General features: G+C 67.1%; 16 protein-coding genes. 13 read left to right on the forward strand and 3 right to left on the reverse strand.

The features are described from left to right. Nucleotides 1–3: 3 nt before the first annotated feature. Nucleotides 4–1,425 (forward strand): TIR domain-containing protein, encoded by a 1,422-nt coding sequence (locus tag ABD191_RS20425; RefSeq protein ID WP_344084345.1) that lies wholly within the window; start codon nucleotides 4–6, stop codon nucleotides 1,423–1,425. Nucleotides 1,426–1,535: 110 nt separating this feature from the next. On the opposite strand, the gene typA is transcribed toward ABD191_RS20425, so the two are convergent. Together typA and ABD191_RS20435 are read right to left on the reverse strand one after the other, a co-directional pair. Next, nucleotides 1,536–3,419 (reverse strand): translational GTPase TypA, encoded by a 1,884-nt coding sequence (gene typA / locus ABD191_RS20430; RefSeq protein ID WP_344084347.1) that lies wholly within the window; start codon nucleotides 3,417–3,419, stop codon nucleotides 1,536–1,538. Between the two features lie 96 nt (nucleotides 3,420–3,515). After that, a complete protein-coding gene (locus ABD191_RS20435) occupies nucleotides 3,516–3,785 on the reverse strand; it encodes a hypothetical protein (protein WP_344084350.1) in 270 nt (89 codons plus the stop codon). On the opposite strand from ABD191_RS20435, the gene ABD191_RS20440 reads away from it, so the two are divergent. From ABD191_RS20440 to ABD191_RS20455, 4 genes are all read left to right on the forward strand, one after another. Beyond that, nucleotides 3,775–4,431 (forward strand): transglycosylase SLT domain-containing protein, encoded by a 657-nt coding sequence (locus ABD191_RS20440; RefSeq protein WP_344084353.1) that lies wholly within the window; start codon nucleotides 3,775–3,777, stop codon nucleotides 4,429–4,431. The genes ABD191_RS20435 and ABD191_RS20440 overlap by 11 nt on opposite strands. An 86-nt stretch (nucleotides 4,432–4,517) precedes the next feature. Then, nucleotides 4,518–5,603 carry a sporangiospore maturation cell wall hydrolase GsmA gene (gene gsmA / locus ABD191_RS20445; RefSeq protein ID WP_344084356.1) on the forward strand — a complete coding sequence of 362 codons (1,086 nt, stop codon included), beginning with the start codon at nucleotides 4,518–4,520 and terminating at the stop codon, nucleotides 5,601–5,603. Then, a complete protein-coding gene (locus ABD191_RS20450) occupies nucleotides 5,491–9,453 on the forward strand; it encodes a polymorphic toxin-type HINT domain-containing protein (protein ID WP_344084359.1) in 3,963 nt (1,320 codons plus the stop codon). Before gsmA ends, ABD191_RS20450 begins: the two co-directional genes overlap by 113 nt. A gap of 9 nt (nucleotides 9,454–9,462) precedes the next feature. Continuing rightward, entirely contained in the window at nucleotides 9,463–10,005 is a 543-nt protein-coding gene (locus ABD191_RS20455; RefSeq protein WP_344084361.1) for an SMI1/KNR4 family protein, read from the forward strand. A 582-nt stretch (nucleotides 10,006–10,587) separates the two neighbouring features. Here the strand turns inward: ABD191_RS20455 and ABD191_RS20460 are convergent. Next, nucleotides 10,588–11,169, reverse strand: a complete 582-nt coding sequence (locus tag ABD191_RS20460) for a GntR family transcriptional regulator (RefSeq protein WP_344084364.1) — start codon at nucleotides 11,167–11,169, stop codon at nucleotides 10,588–10,590. 156 nt (nucleotides 11,170–11,325) lie between these two features. Here ABD191_RS20460 and ABD191_RS20465 point away from each other — a divergent pair, with 156 nt between their 5' ends. From ABD191_RS20465 to ABD191_RS20500, 8 genes are all read left to right on the forward strand, one after another. Then, nucleotides 11,326–11,646: an SCO3933 family regulatory protein gene (locus ABD191_RS20465; protein WP_344084367.1), complete on the forward strand. Its 321-nt coding sequence runs from the start codon at nucleotides 11,326–11,328 to the stop codon at nucleotides 11,644–11,646. 122 nt (nucleotides 11,647–11,768) lie between these two features. Further along, nucleotides 11,769–13,208 (forward strand): FtsK/SpoIIIE domain-containing protein, encoded by a 1,440-nt coding sequence (locus tag ABD191_RS20470; RefSeq protein WP_425560787.1) that lies wholly within the window; start codon nucleotides 11,769–11,771, stop codon nucleotides 13,206–13,208. After that, nucleotides 13,208–14,587: a replication initiator gene (locus ABD191_RS20475; protein ID WP_425560785.1), complete on the forward strand. Its 1,380-nt coding sequence runs from the start codon at nucleotides 13,208–13,210 to the stop codon at nucleotides 14,585–14,587. Before ABD191_RS20470 ends, ABD191_RS20475 begins: the two co-directional genes overlap by 1 nt. Further along, nucleotides 14,584–14,775 (forward strand): helix-turn-helix domain-containing protein, encoded by a 192-nt coding sequence (locus tag ABD191_RS20480; protein ID WP_344084373.1) that lies wholly within the window; start codon nucleotides 14,584–14,586, stop codon nucleotides 14,773–14,775. The genes ABD191_RS20475 and ABD191_RS20480 overlap by 4 nt, the downstream gene beginning before the upstream one ends. Beyond that, the gene (locus ABD191_RS20485; RefSeq protein WP_344084376.1) at nucleotides 14,765–16,063 is read left to right on the forward strand and encodes a tyrosine-type recombinase/integrase; all 1,299 of its coding nucleotides are present in this window, start codon (nucleotides 14,765–14,767) and stop codon (nucleotides 16,061–16,063) included. The genes ABD191_RS20480 and ABD191_RS20485 overlap by 11 nt, the downstream gene beginning before the upstream one ends. Before the next feature lie 451 nt (nucleotides 16,064–16,514). Then, nucleotides 16,515–16,757: a hypothetical protein gene (locus ABD191_RS20490; RefSeq protein ID WP_344084379.1), complete on the forward strand. Its 243-nt coding sequence runs from the start codon at nucleotides 16,515–16,517 to the stop codon at nucleotides 16,755–16,757. Continuing rightward, nucleotides 16,750–17,310: a hypothetical protein gene (locus ABD191_RS20495; protein WP_344084382.1), complete on the forward strand. Its 561-nt coding sequence runs from the start codon at nucleotides 16,750–16,752 to the stop codon at nucleotides 17,308–17,310. Before ABD191_RS20490 ends, ABD191_RS20495 begins: the two co-directional genes overlap by 8 nt. A 71-nt stretch (nucleotides 17,311–17,381) precedes the next feature. Then, on the forward strand, nucleotides 17,382–18,285 hold a 904-nt coding region (locus ABD191_RS20500; RefSeq protein WP_425560788.1), incomplete at its 3' end, for an IS701 family transposase.

Raw genomic sequence — 18,285 nt, forward strand, 5'->3', positions numbered from 1 at the left:
CCGGTGCGGGTTTTCCTTTCGTACGCACAGGAGTCCGCCGGGCACGTGGCGGCCGTCCGGCAGCTGTGGGAGCTGCTGCGCCGGCTCGGCGTGGACGCCCGGGTGGCGCTGCCCGGCCCGACGGACGGCCGTGACTGGGCACTGTGGACACAGCACGAGATCCGCAGCGCGGACGTCGTGCTCGTGATCGCCTCCCCGGCGTACGCGAGCCGCGCGGCGGCCGAGGCGTCGTTCATCCGGGAGCTGCTCTACCGCAACCTGCCGGCGGGCAAGTCGAAGTTCCGGCCGCTGGTGCTGCCCGGCCGGTCGGTGACCGAGCTGCCCGACTGGTTCGGTCCGACCATCGCCCAGCACACCCGGCTGCGCGTCCTGGACAGTGCGGCCGTGGCCAGCCTCGTCTCGGACCTCACGGGCGCGCCGCCCGCGCCCGGCCACCACGAGGTGTCGCTGCGGGTGTCCGTGAGCGGCGACGACGTCTACAGCCGGGTGGAGCTGGCCGGCACGGTGATCAGCGAGCGGGTCGTGCCCCTGCCGTGGGGCTTCGACGACTTCTGGCAGACCCTGACGCTGCCGGCCGAGCAGGCCACCGCGAAGCAGATCTCGGCGGGCCGGCGGCTGGGCCGCTGCCTGTTCGACGAGGACTCGCTCACCACGATCAAGGGCCTGGCCGGCACGGGCGTGCTCGACGTGGTCGTGGAGTGCGACGACGACGCCATCGACTGGCCCTTCGAGCTGATCCGGCTGCCCGACGACCGGGTGCTCGCCACGATCCCGGGCGTGCGGATGACGCGCCGCTCGCACGGCGTGCGGGCGCCCGTCATGTCGCCCACGCCCGGGCCGCTGAAGATCCTCGTCGTGGTGCCCGGCGACGTGCCGGTCCGCTCGCCGGACCAGTGGGCCGGGCTGGTGCGCACGCAGGTGCGCCTGCTCGCCGCCACGACGGTCACCGAGTTGGCGCAGGCGCTGGCGATCGACGCGTACCACGTGTTGCACCTGGCCGACTCGGCCACGGACGGGTTCGGACTCGCGGACCTGGCGGGGCTGGTGCGCGTGCAGCGCGCCGCCGGGCGGACGCTGCCGCTCGTGGTGCTCGCGGGCGCGACGGCCGGGGTGCCGGCGGCGCTGGGCCTGCTGCGGGCCGGCGCCGACCGCGTGGTCACCCTGCAGGCGCCGGCCTCACCCGCGTACACGGTGGGTCTGTATACCGCGTTCTACCGGCACCTGACCGCGCACAACGCGCCGGTCGCGGCCGCGCTGGGCGCGTCGCGCGCCCAGCTGGGTACGGGCGCCGCGGCCGTGCCCGAGTTCGGCCTGGCCACGCTCGTGGCGGCGGCGGGCGACCGGCCGCTGTGCGACCCGATCGCGCCGCCCGTGCCGCTGCTCGGCGGCCTGGCGCTGGCGGCGGTCGCGACAAGGTCCGAATAGCGCGGCGGCGGGATGTGGCCACACACGTGTGTGGCCACGGTGTGAACCGCTGTGGACATCGTGTGGCGACCCGGCGCGGGAGGATAGCCTTCCGCGCCGGGTCGGCCTGATCAGCCCTGGTGCTTGCGGCGGGCGGCGAGCCGGCCGCGCTGGGTCTGGTCGAGGATCACCTTGCGCAGGCGAACGGCGATCGGGGTGACCTCGACGCACTCGTCCTCGCGGCAGAACTCCAGCGCCTGCTCCAGGGACAGCTTGCGCGGCGGGATCAGCTTCTCCGTCTCGTCCGCGGTGGACGAGCGCATGTTGGTGAGCTTCTTCTCCTTGGTGATGTTGACGTCCATGTCGTCCGAGCGCGAGTTCTCCCCGACGATCATGCCCTCGTACACCTCGGTGCCGGGCTCGACGAACAGCGTGCCGCGCTCCTGCAGGTTCGTCATCGCGAACGCGGTCACCGCGCCGGCGCGGTCGGCCACCAGGGAGCCGTTGTTGCGGGTGCGCAGCTCGCCGAACCACGGCTCGTAGGACTCGAAGACGTGGTGCAGGATGCCGGTGCCCCGGGTGTCCGTGAGGAACTCCGTGCGGAAGCCGATGAGGCCGCGCGCCGGCACGAGCCACTCCATGCGGATCCAGCCCGTACCGTGGTTGACCAGCTGTTCCATGCGGCCCTTACGGCTGGCCAGCAGCTGCGTGATCGCGCCGAGGTGCTCCTCCGGGGCGTCGATGGTCAGCCGCTCGACCGGCTCGCAGGTCTTGCCGTCGATCTCCCGGGTGACGACCTGCGGCTTGCCGACCGTCAGCTCGTACGACTCGCGGCGCATCTGCTCGACGAGGATGGCCAGCGCCAGCTCGCCCCGGCCCTGCACCTCCCACGCGTCCGGGCGCTCCGTCGGCAGGACCCGTAGCGACACGTTGCCGACCAGCTCCTTGTCGAGGCGGTCCTTGACCATCCGCGCGGTGACCTTGGCGCCCTTCACCCGGCCCACGAGGGGGGAGGTGTTCGTGCCGATGGTCATCGAGATGGCCGGCTCGTCGACCGTGATGCGCGGCAGGGCGACCGGGTTCTCGGCGTCCGCGAGCGTGTCACCGATCATGATCTCCGGGATGCCGGCGACCGCGATGATGTCACCCGGGCCCGCCTGCTCGGCCGGCTTGCGCTCCAGGCCCTCGGTCATGAGCAGCTCGGAGATGCGTACCCGCTCGGTCGTGCCGTTCTCGCGGCACCAGGCGACCGTCTGCCCCTTGCGGATGACGCCCTGGCGCACCCGGCACAGCGCGAGGCGGCCCAGGAACGGCGAGGCGTCCAGGTTGGTCACGTGCGCCTGTAGGGCCGCGTCCTCGACGTACGTGGGCGCGGGGATGGTCGACAGCAGCGTGGAGAACAGGGGCTCCAGCGAGGTCGAGTCCTCCGGCACCGCGCCGTCGGCGGGCTGCTTGAGCGAGGCGATGCCGTCGCGGGCGCACGCGTAGATGATCGGGAAGTCGATCTGCTCCTCGTCCGCGTCGAGGTCGAGGAACAGCTCGTACGTGTCGTCGACGACCTCCTTGATGCGCGCGTCCGGCCGGTCGACCTTGTTGATGACCAGGATGATGGGCATGCGGGCCTTGAGGGCCTTACGCAGCACGAACCGGGTCTGCGGCAGCGGGCCCTCGCTCGCGTCGACGAGCAGCACGACGCCGTCGACCATCGTGAGGCCGCGCTCGACCTCGCCGCCGAAGTCGGCGTGGCCGGGTGTGTCGATGATGTTGATGGTCGCGGGATCGCCGCTCTCCGGCACGTACCGGATCGCGGTGTTCTTGGCGAGGATCGTGATCCCCTTCTCCCGCTCCAGGTCCATGGAGTCCATGACCCGGTCGGTGAGCTCGGCTCGGGCGCCGAAGGCACCTGCCTGTCGCAGCATCGCGTCGACAAGTGTGGTCTTGCCGTGGTCGACGTGCGCGATGATCGCGACATTTCTGAGGTCAGCGCGCTTGGCCGTGGGGCGGGTATCCTGCATGACGTCCATTGTCCGGGTCGTGTGGATCCGGCTGTGCGGCGGCCCCACAACTCGTGACGTGGTGGCCACGACGGGGGAGGCTCGTGTGACGACACGTCACGGGCGGGGTCGGTGGGCCGTGCCCATGATGGTCGCGGGGGCGGTGCTGGTGGTGCTCGCCACAGGAACGGCCGGGTGGGCGCTGCTCATGTCGGACTCCTCGCCGTCGACGGCCCAGGCCGCGCCCGGCACCGGCGCGGTGGTTACGACTTCCGGGGTCACGACCATGCCGCACCCGCCGACCAGCGCGACGCCGTCGGCCAGGCCCACGAAGGCGAAGCCGACCCCGACGAAGACCCGCACGAGTGCGCGGTCGGTGCCGGCCACCAGGCCGCCCAAGAAGGACCTACCCCCGCCGCCGAACAACAAGAGCGGCCCGACCAGCGGTCCGGACTGCCCCAGGAAGACCGGCACGGACGCGTCGAGGAGCGCCGTCCGCAACGCGTTGGTGGCCGCCGGCGCCAGGGACTACTGGCCGGACGCGGCCTACCCGCCCTCGGGCTATGACGGGGAGCTACCCACGATCACCGTGCCGGCCAGCCTCATGAAGGCCATCGCCTGGCAGGAGAGCGGCTGGCAGTCGACCATTCTCGCGTGTGATGGCGGCATCGGCACCATGCAGGTCATGCCCGGGACGGCCAGTTGGCTCAACGAGCGGTTCGGCCCGAACTACGACGTCAACACGCTGGCCGGCAACGTCGCGCTGGGCGCCGAGTACCTCGAATGGGAGATCGTCTATTTCGGCGCCTTCTACTTCGGAAGTTTTGATCTTGATGCGACGGCGCCGGTGAGTGCCGATGGCAAGGAAATGGTGCTGCGCGACGTGGTCCTCGCCGCCTACAACGTGGGTCCGGGAGAGGTTGAGATCGACGGCGACGGTGACGGGCAGGGCGACTATCTGAGGGTCCCCAACCAGCGCTACGTCGACAACGTCACCGCCCTGATCACGGAGTGCGTCTGCCTGTCGTACTGAGGTCCCGCCGGCGGGCGCCCGGTCCGAAGCAAGGGGTAAATGTCTAAAAGCGGACAAATACTCCTTTTAGGCAATAGCCTGGGCGAATGTGGCATAGATCATTGCGCCGCGCGCCGGCCCTCGTCGGCGTCGTGGCGCTGCTTGCGCCGGCCGGCCCCGCCGAGGCGGGCGGCCAACCGCCCGTGGCGGCGGCGACCGCCCCCGCACCGCCCAGTTCGACCGCGGCCGCGCCGGCCCGGGCCGCGGCCCTGACCGCGACCGTGTGGACCGGTGGTGACCGGCTGCGGATGCGGCACAACGCCTCCACCGAGCTGCGGATCGCGGGCCGGCTCGCGCACGGCGTCCGGCTCAGCGTGCGCTGCCAACTGGCCGGCGAGCACATTGCCGGCACGGTGCGCCGCACGGAGCTGTGGGTGCGGTTGAGCAACGGAATGTTCGTCTCGGACGCGTACGTGAAGTGGCGGCCGGGGCGGCCGTCGCTGGCCTGGTGCACGACCGTGAAGGGTGGCGCGCCGCCGACGCGCCCGCGCTTCATCCGGTGGGCGGCGCGCAAGGCGCAGGCCGCCAACCACACCTACAAAGTGCCCGTGTCCGTGACCGTGGCCCAGGCGATCCTGGAGTCCGGGTGGGGGCGCAGCGCGCTGACCAGGCAGGGCGGCGCGTTCTTCGGGATGAAGTGCTTCGGCACGCCCGGCCCGATCGCGTTGGGCTGCCGGTCGTACCGGACGACGGAGTGCGGCAGCGCGAACTGCTTCCGTACGAGCGCGCGCTTCCGCACGTACTCCGGTGCGAGCCGGTCGTTCCTCGACCATGCCCGGCAGTTGGCGACCCTGGAGCGCTACCGGCCGGCGTTCAGGCACGTCCGGGATCCGGACCGGTTCGCGATCGCGGTGCACCGGGCCGGCTACGCGACCTCCCCCACGTACGCGAAGAACTTGATCAAACTGATGAAGCAGTACAACCTGTACCGGTTCGATCCGGGCGCCGGCGTACACGGCGCCCGGTTCGACCACCGTCGTCAAGCCTCGCACTACCTGGGAGTACGACGAGCAGGGCCGGATGGTGAAGACCACCGACCCGCTGGGCAACGCGACCCGTTACGACTACGACCAACTAGGTCGCATCAGCAAGAAGACCGACGCCGCGGGCGCCGAGACGACGTACCGCTATGACGAACTCGGCGACCTGCTGTCGACGACCGACCCGACAGGTGCGGTCAACTCGGCCACCTACGACTACCTCGGCCGGACGGTCACGACCAGCCAGGCTGTGCGCCAGACCGGGCAGGTCAACACCACCACGTATTCCTTCGGTCCTGGTGGCTGGCCCAACAAGGTAGTCACCCAGGACGGCGTGACGACCTCCACCACATATAACGCGGTGGGTCAGCCGAAGACGGCCACCGACGGCGCAAACAAGGTCACCAGCTACGAGTACGACGGCGCCGGTCGCCAGGTGCGCACGACGGCGCCCGACGGCACGTACACGACCGTTACCTACGACCTGGCCGGCCGGATGGTCTCGACCGCCTCGTTCGACGCGAACAACGTCCAGTTGCAGTCGGCGTCGACCAGCTACGACCTCGCTGGCAACGTGGTGGCGTCAACGGACGGCCGGGGCCATACGGTGCGGGTCTCGTACGACGCGACCGGCGTTCCGGTCGAACTGGTGGAGCCGATCTCGGCCTCCGGCTCCATCGTGTCCACGTTCGGCTACGACAAGCAGGGCAACCGAACCCGGTTCACCAACGGGCGCGGCGAGGACTTCCTCGTCACGTACAACGCGTGGAACCTGCCCGAATCACAGGTCGAGCCTGAGACCGCGGCGCACCCGAACACGGCCGACCGGACCTTCACGTTTGCTTACGACGCGGCGGGCCAGCTCACGAAGCAGCAGCTGCCGGGCGGCGTGACGCAGACCAGCACGTATGACGAGGTCGGTAACCTTGTGCGGCAGTCCGGGGCGGGGGCAGAGGCGGCCACGGTTGACAAGGTCTTCGACTTCGACGCGGCCGGTCGGCTTACCGGGTTTTCCGGGGCGGGCGGCACCAACACCATCGCGTACGACGACCGAGGCCTGCCGACGCAGGTGACCGGCACGTCCGGGAACTCTCAGTTCTCCTACAGCCGCGACGGTCGGCTCAAGTCCCGGGTCGACGAGGCGGGCACCACCACCTACGGTTACGACACCGCTGGCCGGCTGGCGACCCTGTCCAATCCCGATGCGGGCGTCGCGATGTCGTACGCCTACAACGACGTGTCCCAGGTCTCGAAGATCACCTATGGCTCGTCGGGCAACTCGCGTACGTTCGGCTACGACGCCCTGCACCGGATGATCAGCGACGAGCTGAAGACGCCGGGCAACACCTCGCTCGCGAAGATCGCCTACAAGTGGGACGAGAACAGCAACCTGCGCGAAAAGACCACGGTTGGGTTTACCGGTGCGGCGGTCAACACGTATGACTACGACTGGGCCGACCGGTTGACCTCGTGGAACAACGGATCGACGACCACCGTGTACGCCTACGACAAGGCCGGCAACCGGGTGCAGGTCGGCGCGCAGACGTTCGCCTACGACGAGCGCAACCGCCTGCTGACGGGCGACAGCTCGACGTACGCGTACACCGCACGGGGCACCCTGGCATCGGTGACCACCGGCTCGGTCGTGCAGAACACCACGGTCGACGCGTTCGGCCAGGTCATCTCGCAGGACTCGGGATCGGGCACGCGGACGTACGCCTACGACGCCCTCGGGCGCGTTGTGCGGCCGGGCTTCGCCTACAGCGGCCTGGCGAACGACCTGGCGGGCGATGGGGACGCCGATTACGTTCGGGATCCGGCCGGCGGTGTGGTGGGCACGACCTCAAGCGCCGGTCAGCGCCTGGTGTGGACGGACCTTCATACGGATGTGGTGGGTCAGTTCACCGCGACCGGCACGGCGCTGTCGGGTTCGACGGTGTACGACCCGTTGGGCCGGGTGCTGTCGAGCGCAGGGCTGCTGGGGTCGCTGGGCTATCAGTCGGAGTGGACCGACTCGGCGACCAACCGGGTGAACATGCACGCGCGTTGGTACAACCCGGCGATCGGACAGTTCGACACGCGGGACACGGCGAACAACTCGCCGATGCCGAACTCGATCAATGCGAACCGGTACCAGTACGGCGACGGCAACCCGTTGACGACGACCGACCCGACGGGGCACTGGGGCTTCAATCCGTTCAAGGCTGTGGCGAACGCGGCCCGGGCGGTGGTGTCGACGGTGCGGACCGTTGTCAACACGGTCCGTTCGACGGTGTCGTATGCGGCCTCGTACGCGGCGTCGTATGCGGCTTCGTACGCGAGGTCGGTGGCATCGGCGGTGAAGACGACCTATCACAAGGTGAAGAAGAAGGTCGTCGCCGTTGCCAAGCATGTGGCCAAGAAGGTCAAGCAGGCCGTCCACACGGTAAAGAACAAAGCCAAAGCGTTTAAGAAGTTCGTGGCGAAGAAGGTCCACCAGGCCAAGCAGAAGGTAAAGAAGTTAGCCGCGAAGGTTAAACAAGCGGCGAAGAAGGTGGCTGCGAAGGCGACCCGGGTGGTGAAGAAGGTCGCGACGACGGTGAAGGACGCGGCCGCGGCCACGAAGAAATGGGTCGTCGAGCACAAGGATGTGCTGTTGGAGGTCGCCGCGATCGGTGGGGCGATCCTGGCTGGGATGGCGTGTACGGCGGTGACCGCGGGTGCGGGTGCGTTGGCGTGCATGGCGGGTTCTGCGGCTCTGATCAATTTGGCGAAGGATGCCGCGCAGGGTGACATTCACTCGCTGGGCGACGCGTTGGGTTCGCTGGGCACGGGTGCGCTGTCAGGGTTCGCCGGTGGTGCCGGCGGGATGCTGGGTTCGAAGGCGGCGGCGTGGGCTGCCGGGAAGTTGGGTTCGGGTCTGGCGAGCAAGGTCGGCACCGAGTTGGTGGAGAACACCGTTGGTGACATGGCCGAGCAGGCGTTGAGTACGGGTCATGTGGATCTGAAGTCGACGTTGTCCTCGGCTGTGCCGGGCGGGGGCCTGTTCAACCGTAAGCGTCCCGCCGGTGGTGGGGGACTGCCTGCGGGTGCGTCCGGATTCTCTGGCGGCCCGGCGTGTTCGCGTCCGCACAGTTTCGCGCCGGACACTCGGGTGTTGATGGCGGATGGGTCGCGTAAGCCGATCGGTGATCTTCAGATCGGTGACCGGGTCAAGGCAACGGATCCGCAGACGGGTAGGTCGGCATCGAAGCCGGTGACGTTGTTGCACCGCAACCATGACCGGGACCTGGCCGATGTCACGGTGATCGACAAGCGGACGGGCAAGTCGAGCGTTGTGAAGACGACGGCGAACCATCCGTTCTGGAACGCCACGGCCCGGGAGTGGACTGAGGCGAAGGACCTCAAGCCGGGCACCGAGTTGCTTGGTGCTGACGGGCGTACCGCTGAGGTGGTTGCGGCGGTCAAGGTGTGGACCGGCCTGGACTGGATGCACGACCTCACCATCGCCGACATCCACACGTACTACGTGGTGGCTGGCGACACGCCAGTCCTCGTACACAACTGCGGAACTGGACGGAACGCTGCAGGAAAACCGTGCGGCTGTGGAGCGCCTCGAAACTTTGTTGTTGATTCGGCCGGCGTAACAGAGTCGGTTCCAGTGCATCAGATTTCACATAGCGGGCCATATGCCGACGTTGCCCAGAACGTCGACAATGCGGTGGCAAGTGGCGCGAGTCCTCTGCTAAATCGGCAGACCGGCAGGGGCAATATTAGAGCGAATCGAAATGCGGCCCAAGCAGGTGAGCCGCGTCCCGGCGACCTCGGAACGGACGCCAACGGGGAAGACCTCTCCTGGGAGGAGTTTCCCTTCGCGTCGTCCGCTCAAGGAGGGACCGGTGCTACACTTCGCCTTATCAACAAAGACCAGAATGTCTCGCATGGCCGCGATTCGCTGTGGCCATTCCTTCGGGACAATGGAGTGAATAACGGCGATCCGTACTTGGTCCGCACTACACCTTGAGGTTTGTTCATGCCTTCCATCTATCTTGAAGTCTTTCAGAACGCCTTGGCTTCCCTTGGCCGTCCGGTAGTGGCCGTACTGGCGCCCGGAGTGCCGGAAGCCGACGTTTACGCGGCGTTGGGTGATGAAACTCCGGACGCGGTGGTGGAATGGTTCACGTGGTGTAATGGCGTTCTAGACAGGCCGGGTCAGCGAAATGATGATGTAGCATTGATTCCCGGATATGCTCCTGTTTCGATTGTTGATGCCGTGGCTTTGCGGGCAAAGTACGTTGGCGATGGCGTACTTGCCCCCACATGGATTCCGTTGCTGGCTGGACCAAGTGGCGACTTATTCGCCGCGGTCTGGTCGCATAAGGCAAACGCCAGCGTGGCCGGCGTATTGATCGGTGAGCCAACTGAGATTGAGTTCGACAACATTAGGCAAATGGTTGACTTCTTTATTGCTTGCATTGAGCGCGGTGCCTTCTTTGTCAATGAGCAGCAGATGTGGTCAGTTGATCCAGATCTGTATGATGCCGTTTATGCGGAGATTGCTTCCGGTGGCGCGTAGAGTACCTGGGGTTGCGTGGGTGCGCCATTAAGCGGGTGAGCGGCGCTGTGGCATCCGCGAATTGATGCGTTGTAGTGGTGTGATTGGAGCACAAGACCTTCCCGGACCCCTCATCTGGCGTCCATTCGTGCGCAAATTGTGCCACTACAATCTGTATTCGAACCGCGACGTTGTGCGTCGAAGGTCGTGGTTGTGCGCCCCGGTTGATGTCAAAACTGATGTCAGCTACTTGCTATAACCGTAAATGCACCGATGTGTTGCCGGGCGCTGTCGTACGAGCTGACGGTGGGCTCGGCAGGGCTTGGGCAGGTGCTGCTTCGGGCTAGGCGATATGTCGGTGCCTCGGCGCGTAGCGTCGTGGCGTCGATCCCCAGTACTGCCCGCCTGCCCGGCCGGTGAAGGGATCGTGACGGCCTGATATGACCGGGTTCGCCAGCTCCTCGCCTGCGCTCATGTTCTGTTGCGTGGGTGCGTGCGCGCGGGCCGAAGGTGTAGCGCGCGCGTGCGTCCGGCGTAGCCGGGCGCTCTTGATACCAGTGAAGCGTTTTGTAGCCAGCTCGGCTGACGTTGCGTGATGGCTGTCTATTTCCTGTGGCTGCGCCGACGGGTGAGCTTCGGCGTGTCGCCGTCGGCAGGCGGCTGCGTGGCCGTGCTGGCGGCTGGTCCTGCCGCTGCGGCGAGTTCGGCTTGGTAGCGGTCGATTTCGTCCTGGTCGAGGCCCTGGCGCTGGCCTTCGAGGACGGCGGCGAGCAGGTTCATCTCGGCTTGGAGCTCGGCGGCTCTGGTCTTGTCGCGAAGGTTCTCCATCCATTCGACGGTCTTGGCGGCGAACGCGTCGCGGGTGAGCAGGTACTGGGCGAGGCCGGCGCTGACGGTCGGGCCGGCAGGGGAGGCCGCGGGCTGGCCGTCGAGGATCTTGATGGTCTGGGGGGCGTCGGGGTGGACGAAGGTGCCTTTGCCGGCCATGCCGTAGGACAGGCCGAGGGCCTGCAGTTCGCGGAGGGCGCGTTGGGAGGTCATGGCGGACACGTCCCACCGGTCGGAGATCTCCTTGGCCGACGGTAGGCGCTCGCCGGGGCGGAGTCTGCCGTCGCGGATCTGGTCGGTGAGGTCGTCCACCACGCGCTGGAACAGCGCCCGTTTGTCGGCTGGGTCGTACGTCATGCCCGAATCCTAACGCTACCCGACTAGCACGTGTAGCCCTGCCTAGAAACTTCTTTGGCTCGGATCTTGCAGTTGCACAGATAGCACGTGCTAGTGTGCCAGCACGGATGACAAGCCCTAACAGGAGGGCTTGCGTGATCAAGGAGTTCAACCACCATGATGGTGCTACCTCTCGACAACAGCCGGAGCCTGCTGGTCCTCAACGCTCCGGTACCACAGTTCAAGGACAAGGCGAACGGGATCGCCGCGACCGACCGGGACACCGGCGCGCCGTTGGTGGAGGTCGCGGTCGCGTTGAGCGTGGACGGCGCAACCCCGCAGGTGTTGCGGGTGTCCGTGCCGCAGCCGGGCGTTCCAAAGGACCTCGTGATGGGTCAAATGGTCAAGGCCACGGGCCTGACGCTGATCGCGGGGGAGAAGAACGGCCGGGCCTGGAATCTGTTCCGCGCCAACGCTTTGACGGCGGTGAAGGCGTGACGGACCCAGGCAAGCTGATCTACCTACCGCTGGTTGTGGCCGCCCCGGCCGCCGCGTACTTCGTGGCCCGGTTCCTGATCGGGTTGGTGCGGTACGCACGAGCGGACAAGGCGGTCCGGCCGATGCTGCGCAAGGCATGGGGGATCAAGGCCCGGTGGAAGCGCGACGCGCGTCGGGTCGGGTTGACGCAGATCGAACGGGGCCGGCCGAAATGGTGGTCGTCCACCCCGGCCACGACGGTGATCGAACGGGAGATGATCCCCACGGTCCGGGTCACCGCGCAGTGGTGGGGCGTCCTGGTGGACGCCTGCACCGTGGGGCGCCTTGGCCTCAACGAGTTTCAGGACGCGGCGGGACATCTGGCCGACGTCTGGAAGGTGCCACAGGTGCGGGTCGAACAGCTACGACCCGGCGTGATCAGGCTGCGGGCGATCCTGCGCGATCCACTCACCGAATCATCACAAAAGACCGACGCGGGTGGGCGTTCTGCTGTGCCTGCAACGGCTCTAGCCGTGCCGGCGCTGAAGGCGTCCGCGCCGATACGGCGCCAACCTGCGCCCGGTCGGACACCTACGGGACCGTTATCGCCTTGGCAGTTGCCGGCCGATCCGGGCGTCTGGCATGCCGGAGTGGACGCCGACGGCAACGCGGTGACCGTCCGATCCTCTGGTGTTTCCGGGGCGGTGGTCGCGGGCCTTGCCGGGTACGGGAAGACGTCATTCCTCAACGCCCGCCTGGTCCAGTTGGCCCCGCTGCCGCAGGTCCAGTGGGTGCTGATCGACGGGAAGGGCGGCCCGGACTACGACGACCTGTTCGCGCGGGCATGGCTGTCGGCCAAGGACGAACCAGAGCAGGTCCGCGACCACCTGGCCACCGTGCATCAGCTAATGGTGGACCGCCAGCACGCGATCCGCGAGGTGCTGGGCTGCAAGAACATGTGGGACGTCGGCCCATCGCCGACGTGGCCGCTGGTACTGGTGGTCATCGACGAGGCCCACACGTTCTTCAACCAGTCCAAGGGCACCGACGGCCCTTCCAAGCGGCTGGATGCTCTCGCGCGGGAGACCACCAGGCTGGTGGAGGAGTTGATCCGTAAGGGCCGCAACGTGGGCATCCAGGTCATCCTGGCCACGCAGAAGGCCACAGCCGACGCGATCCCGACGAAGATCCGCGATAACTGCCAGGTCGCGATCTCCTTCGCGCAGCGCACCAGCGAGGCGGCGACCGCGATTCTCGGCTCGGACATCACGGCCTCACCGGGCGAACATCCCCGCAGGTTGACCGACCCGGCCTACATCGGCGTCGCGTCGATGGTCGCACCCCACCGGCCCGGGTTCACCCTCGTCCGCACCACGCACGTCCCCGACGACCTGGCCGACGTGATCGCCACCCGCAACGCGCACCTGGTCCGCGATCCCGCACAGCTGCTGCTCGGGCAGCGGATGGCCATCTCACGAAGTCACCTCGTCGCCAGGGAAGGCGGCGGTCCAATCCGCCAAGATCACCCCGCCGCCTTCCCCTTCGTCAAGCCCTTCCAGCACGCTGAAGAGGACTCGCTGTGATGATGCCCCACACCCCTGACCCTGTCGAAGCCGACGCCTTGGCCCGCGTCATCCTCGCCGGTGACACCTTGCGGTCCGACGCGTGCGAGCACCCGATTCGGATGGTCGGCTCCGGTCTGCTCGTCGAAGCCGACACCGGTCGGATCCTGCACCGGCACACCGGTGACGGTGCGGCGATCACGGTGCGGTGCCGTAACCGTCGGGCATCGGTCTGCCGGGCCTGTTCGGCGCTCTATCGCCTGGACGCCTACCATCTTGTCGCCGCTGGGCTGCGTGGCGGCAAGGACACGCCTGCGGTTGTGGGTGAGCGGCCGCGGCTGTTCGTCACGCTGACCGCACCCTCGTTCGGCACCGTGCACCTCGGTCCCGCCCATGACGGGACACCCCGCCGCTGCCACCACGAGCGTCGCAAGGGCGCAAATGCTTGTGGCCGTTGGCATCTGACCGGTGATCCGGCGATCGGCACCCCACTCGACCCGAAACACTATGACTACACCGGGCAGGTGTTGTTCAACGCCCACGCCGGGCTGTTGTGGCGCAGGTTGACCATCGAGGTCCGCCGGGCGTTGGCCAGGACGGCCGGGCTGTCCCGCAAGAAAGCTCACGCGCAGGTGCGGGTGGTGTTCGCCAAGGTCGCCGAATTCCAGACCCGCGGCTGCGTGCACTACCACGCCATCGTCCGCCTCGACGGCCCGGACGGTCCCGGATCGGCCCCGCCAGACTGGGCCACTGTCGAGGTGCTGGAGACCGCGATCCGCCACGCGGCCGGCACGGTCCACCTGGCCAGCCCCGCAACGGCGACAGTCGCAGCACGTGACATGCGCTGGGGTCGCCACCTCGACATCCAGCACCTGCCGTCTGACGACCCGGACGGATCGGATGTCGCGATCGCCCGCTACGTCGCGAAGTACGCGACGAAGGCGGCCGAGTTCACCGGGGTGACGATCGCAGCGCTGTTCTGCCGGTCCTGCAACGGTCTCGGCGTGCGCGACGGCCGGGATCGTGAGGAGATGCTCTGCCGGGTCTGCGGCGGGTCCGGTCGGCGTCCCGGCGTGAACCTGTCCGACCTGCCCGCGCACGGGCAGGCATTGGTCCAAGCCTGCTGGCAGCTGGGCGGCATTCGCGCCTTCGCGTCGTTGCGGCTGCGCCGCTGGGCGCACCAAGCCGGCTACCGGGGCCACGTCACCACAAAGTCCCGGTCGTACTCCACCACGTTCGCCGCCCTGCGCAGCGAACGCGGCGAGTACAACATCGCTCGGCACGCCCAGTCGCTGGGCATCGACCCGAACGCGCGCCAGCTGATCGCGGTTGGGGACTGGCGCTACGTCGGTGACGCCCTCCGCACACCGGACCCGAGTCTCGGCGGTGGTCGGCCGTGAGCCCGGACCTGCTGACCGTCGAAGACGTGATGGCCCGCCTCCAGCTCGGCAAGCACCTGGTCTATGACCTGATCCGCTCCCAGCGGCTGGCCTCTGTCCAGATCGGACGTTGCCGGCGCATCCCAGTCCAGTCCCTTAAGCACTACGTCGACTCCCTGGTGAAGGAGGCTGCCCCTCATGGCCGGTAGTAGGAAAGCCAACGGCGAAGGAACCGTGTTCCAGCGCCTCGACGGCCGCTGGCAGGGTGCGGGCTACGTTTACACCAGTGACGGGTCCCGCAAGCGTGTCTACGTCTACGGCGACACCCGCAAAGAAGCCAACGACAAACTGGCCGACAAGCTCTCGGCGTCGAACCGGGGCGTTGTCGTCGCCGCTGACCCGAATCTGACCGTCGGCGACTACCTCAACCACTGGCTGCACACGATCGCCAAACCGAGGATCCGGACGACCACCTTCGCCACCTACGAGGGCCTGGTGCGCCGCTTCCTCATCCCCGGCCTCGGTGCACGGCGGCTGGGCACGCTGACCGTCCGAGACGTCCGCACCTACCTCGACGAGGTAAGCAACGCCTGCCAGTGCTGCGCGCAGGGCATCGACGCCAAACGCGACCCCACCAACCGGCACAAACAGTCCCGGCCACGCTGCTGCGCGATCGGCAACTGCTGCAACAAGACCGTCCGCCCGGCCACCGTCCGCTACATCCGCGGCGTCCTGTCCGCCGCCCTCGCCGACGGGGTCCGCGAAGACATCCTCGGCCGCAACGTCGCCTCCGCCGTCAGGCTCTCCAGCCCGAAAAGCGACTTCCAACCGTTTACCGCGAAGGAAGCCAGCAAGTACCTGATGACCGCGGCGTCCAACCGGTACGGGGCGTTGTTCGAACTCGCCTTGCGCACCGGCATGCGCCAAGGGGAAATCCTCGGTCTGAAATGGACAGACATCGACCTACGGCGCGGACACCTCTACATCCAACGCACCCTCGCCCGCACGAAGGGCGGCCCAACGTTCCAGCCGGTCAAAACCTACCGGTCCGCCCGACGCATCCTCGTCCCCACCAGCTGCCTGACCTCGCTCAAACGCCAGCAGTGGCGCCAGGGCGTCGACCAACGCGAGGCAGGCGAGCACTGGCAAGACACCGGCCTGGTCTTTACCAACCCGCACGGCGGGCCGCTCGACCCACGAGTGGTCTTCACCAACCACCGCGCCATCTGCGACATGGCCGACATCCGATACATTCGGTTCCACGATCTCCGGCACACCTGCGCGAGTCTTCTCCTGGAGCAGGGCGTCGAACTGGTGACGATCAAGGAACTGCTCGGCCACGCACAGATCTCCACGACCGCCGACATCTACTCCCACGTCCGGGTCCGACTACAGCGAGGTGCCATCGAAGCCATGAACGCCGCCCTCACCGATCACGGCGACCCAGACGACCACGACGACGAAGACGAACCGCCCCTCACCGCAGCCCTCCGTTAAGTCGGCACAGCCCACCACCCACCGCGCCCCGTCCTCGGCTCCCACGGCCCTGGACGGGGCGCTTCACATCGCCGCCACGTCGCCGCCCAGCAGGGACACCAACCCGGGTTTGGTCATTCACGTGCCCTGACGTGCGCCGGCGTTGATGTCACCGCTGATGTCACCATCGCCAACCATCCATGCCGAGTCGACGGTGGCCGGCACGAAATACCTGGTAGATGGCAGAATCCCGGGCATGAACTCGCCACGCGGTCCGTGAGAACCCCACACGTACTATGTACTCGCAGGCCAAACGCCGGTCTTGGTCCACAACTGTGGCGGTGGCGTTGACGCCAAGGGAAACCCGTGTAGTTGCGCAGCGGCTGGCCCGACTAATTGGAATCCAAATAGCCGGCCGACGTTCGGTCATACATTCAGTGAGCATGGCGCTGGGCCGCAAAATACTCGAAGCTTGACCGACCGGGCGAGAAGCACTGGCAATGATCAGGGACAGTGGGCGAATAATGCAGATGCCGCTGATTGGCTGAAAAGCCAGTATGATCCGAATGCGGGACCTCGTCAGGTTCCGCTGCCGGAAGGGATGGGCACGGTGATCAAGCCAGACGGAAGTGTGGTTCCGGCGACGCATGTGCAACTCGTGCCCGGCAGAAATGGTCCCTACAAGACGGCGTTTCCGATAGTCGTAGGTGAGTAGTGTGGCGCCCTTTAACGTCACGCTCACTCGTCCGGTGACCGTAATTCCGACGGTTGCGATGCCCTCTGACCTCGACTTTGATTCAGTGGTAATGGAGCTGTGTCAGGTGCTTTCCGAGACGGACTGTACATTCAGAATTGGTGGATTCGGCCAATCAAATTGGCCGGTAGACGTCCGGTATGATCTATCGACTTTGGTTGAGCAGCTTCCGGACGTGCTGAGTCAGATTAGGTCGCGCGAGTTGGCTGAGATAGACTTTTACGGGCAAGGAGTCGAGAGGACCTTGCGCTTTGGCGTGGGTGAGGAGCGCGTCTTTGTTTCGTGCATTTCACGCACGCGATGGGTGCCCGACCCTGCTGAAGAAGAGTTGGGCTATTCCGAGCTTTTGTCGATGCTGGAGTCGGTGGCGGCCGAATTCTCTGAGTCCGTGCAGTTGATCTGGCCACAACTCGCAGAGATGAAGCCATTCTCTGAGTGGCGTTCTAGTACGGCAGGCACGGTTCGCCGTGTGAGCTGCCAGGATGCAGGAAGACAGCCACCGCCCGATCATTGAATGTTGTGGACAAGTCAATATCACGGGCGGTGGCTGCTGCCCACAGCGTAGCCGTGGCCGGCTGGCGGCGGGTGTTCGAACAGGCCGTCGATCGGATCGCGGTGCGGTTCACCCGGATCGAGCCGCGGCTGACGGTGCGCGACATGCTCCTGGGTCTGCTGTCGCCGGTGGAACGCAAGAACTGCTGGTGGCTGGCCGAACAGGCCGGCCACCGCGGGCCGGCGCGGATGCAGCGGCTGCTACGCGACGTCGTCTGGGACGCCGAGGCCGTCCGCGACGACCTACGCACCTTCGTGGTGGAACACCTGCACCACCCGGACGCGATCCTGATCGTGGACGAGACCGGGTTCCTCAAGAAGGGCACCGGATCGGTCGGAGTGCAACGCCAGTACTCTGGCACCGCCGGACGGATCGAGAACTGCCAGGTCGCGGTGTTCCTGTCGTATGCCTCCCCGCACGGGCGAGCGTTGATCGACCGGCGGATCTACCTGCCGAGACTCTGGCGCGACGATCCGGACCGGTGCACCATCGCCGGAATACCTGACGATGTCGGGTTCGCCACCAAGCCAGCCCTGGCCACTGAGATGATCACCGCCGCGCTTGATGCCGGGGTCAACGTCGGGTTCGTCACCGGCGACGAGTGCTATGGCCGCGACCCGCAGTTACGCGCCGTGCTGCAGGCACGCGGGATCGGCTACGTCCTGGCGGTGGCCCGTAACCACTACACCCAGGTCACGACCGCGACCCGGGAACGCGTCGACGTCACCGAGGCATGGCTGCTACGGCGGTCCTGGCAACGCAGGTCAGCCGGCCACGGGTCCAAAGGCCAACGCTTCTACGACTGGGCGTGGGTCGCCCTCCACGACGACACCGAAGGTCATCACAGCCTGCTGATCCGCCGCAACCGTGCCGGAGAGCTAGCCTTCTACCGCTGTTGGACCCCGCATCCGGTGCCGCTGGCCACGCTCGTCGCTA

The sequence above is a fragment of the Luedemannella helvata genome, assembly GCF_039528415.1.
Classification (GTDB): domain Bacteria; phylum Actinomycetota; class Actinomycetes; order Mycobacteriales; family Micromonosporaceae; genus Luedemannella; species Luedemannella helvata.

What these genes read in the sequence shown, in the direction of transcription:
- ABD191_RS20465 (WP_344084367.1), top strand. Translation starts at nt 11,326, where the DNA reads ATGATGGTGCTACCTCTCGACAACAGCCGGAGCCTGCTGGTCCTCAAC.
- ABD191_RS20485 (WP_344084376.1), top strand. Translation starts at nt 14,765, where the DNA reads ATGGCCGGTAGTAGGAAAGCCAACGGCGAAGGAACCGTGTTCCAGCGC.
- gsmA (WP_344084356.1), top strand. Translation starts at nt 4,518, where the DNA reads ATGTGGCATAGATCATTGCGCCGCGCGCCGGCCCTCGTCGGCGTCGTG.
- ABD191_RS20470 (WP_425560787.1), top strand. Translation starts at nt 11,769, where the DNA reads ATGCTGCGCAAGGCATGGGGGATCAAGGCCCGGTGGAAGCGCGACGCG.
- ABD191_RS20455 (WP_344084361.1), top strand. Translation starts at nt 9,463, where the DNA reads ATGCCTTCCATCTATCTTGAAGTCTTTCAGAACGCCTTGGCTTCCCTT.
- ABD191_RS20475 (WP_425560785.1), top strand. Translation starts at nt 13,208, where the DNA reads ATGATGCCCCACACCCCTGACCCTGTCGAAGCCGACGCCTTGGCCCGC.
- ABD191_RS20460 (WP_344084364.1), bottom strand. Translation starts at nt 11,169, where the DNA reads ATGACGTACGACCCAGCCGACAAACGGGCGCTGTTCCAGCGCGTGGTG.
- ABD191_RS20450 (WP_344084359.1), top strand. Translation starts at nt 5,491, where the DNA reads ATGGTGAAGACCACCGACCCGCTGGGCAACGCGACCCGTTACGACTAC.
- typA (WP_344084347.1), bottom strand. Translation starts at nt 3,419, where the DNA reads ATGCAGGATACCCGCCCCACGGCCAAGCGCGCTGACCTCAGAAATGTC.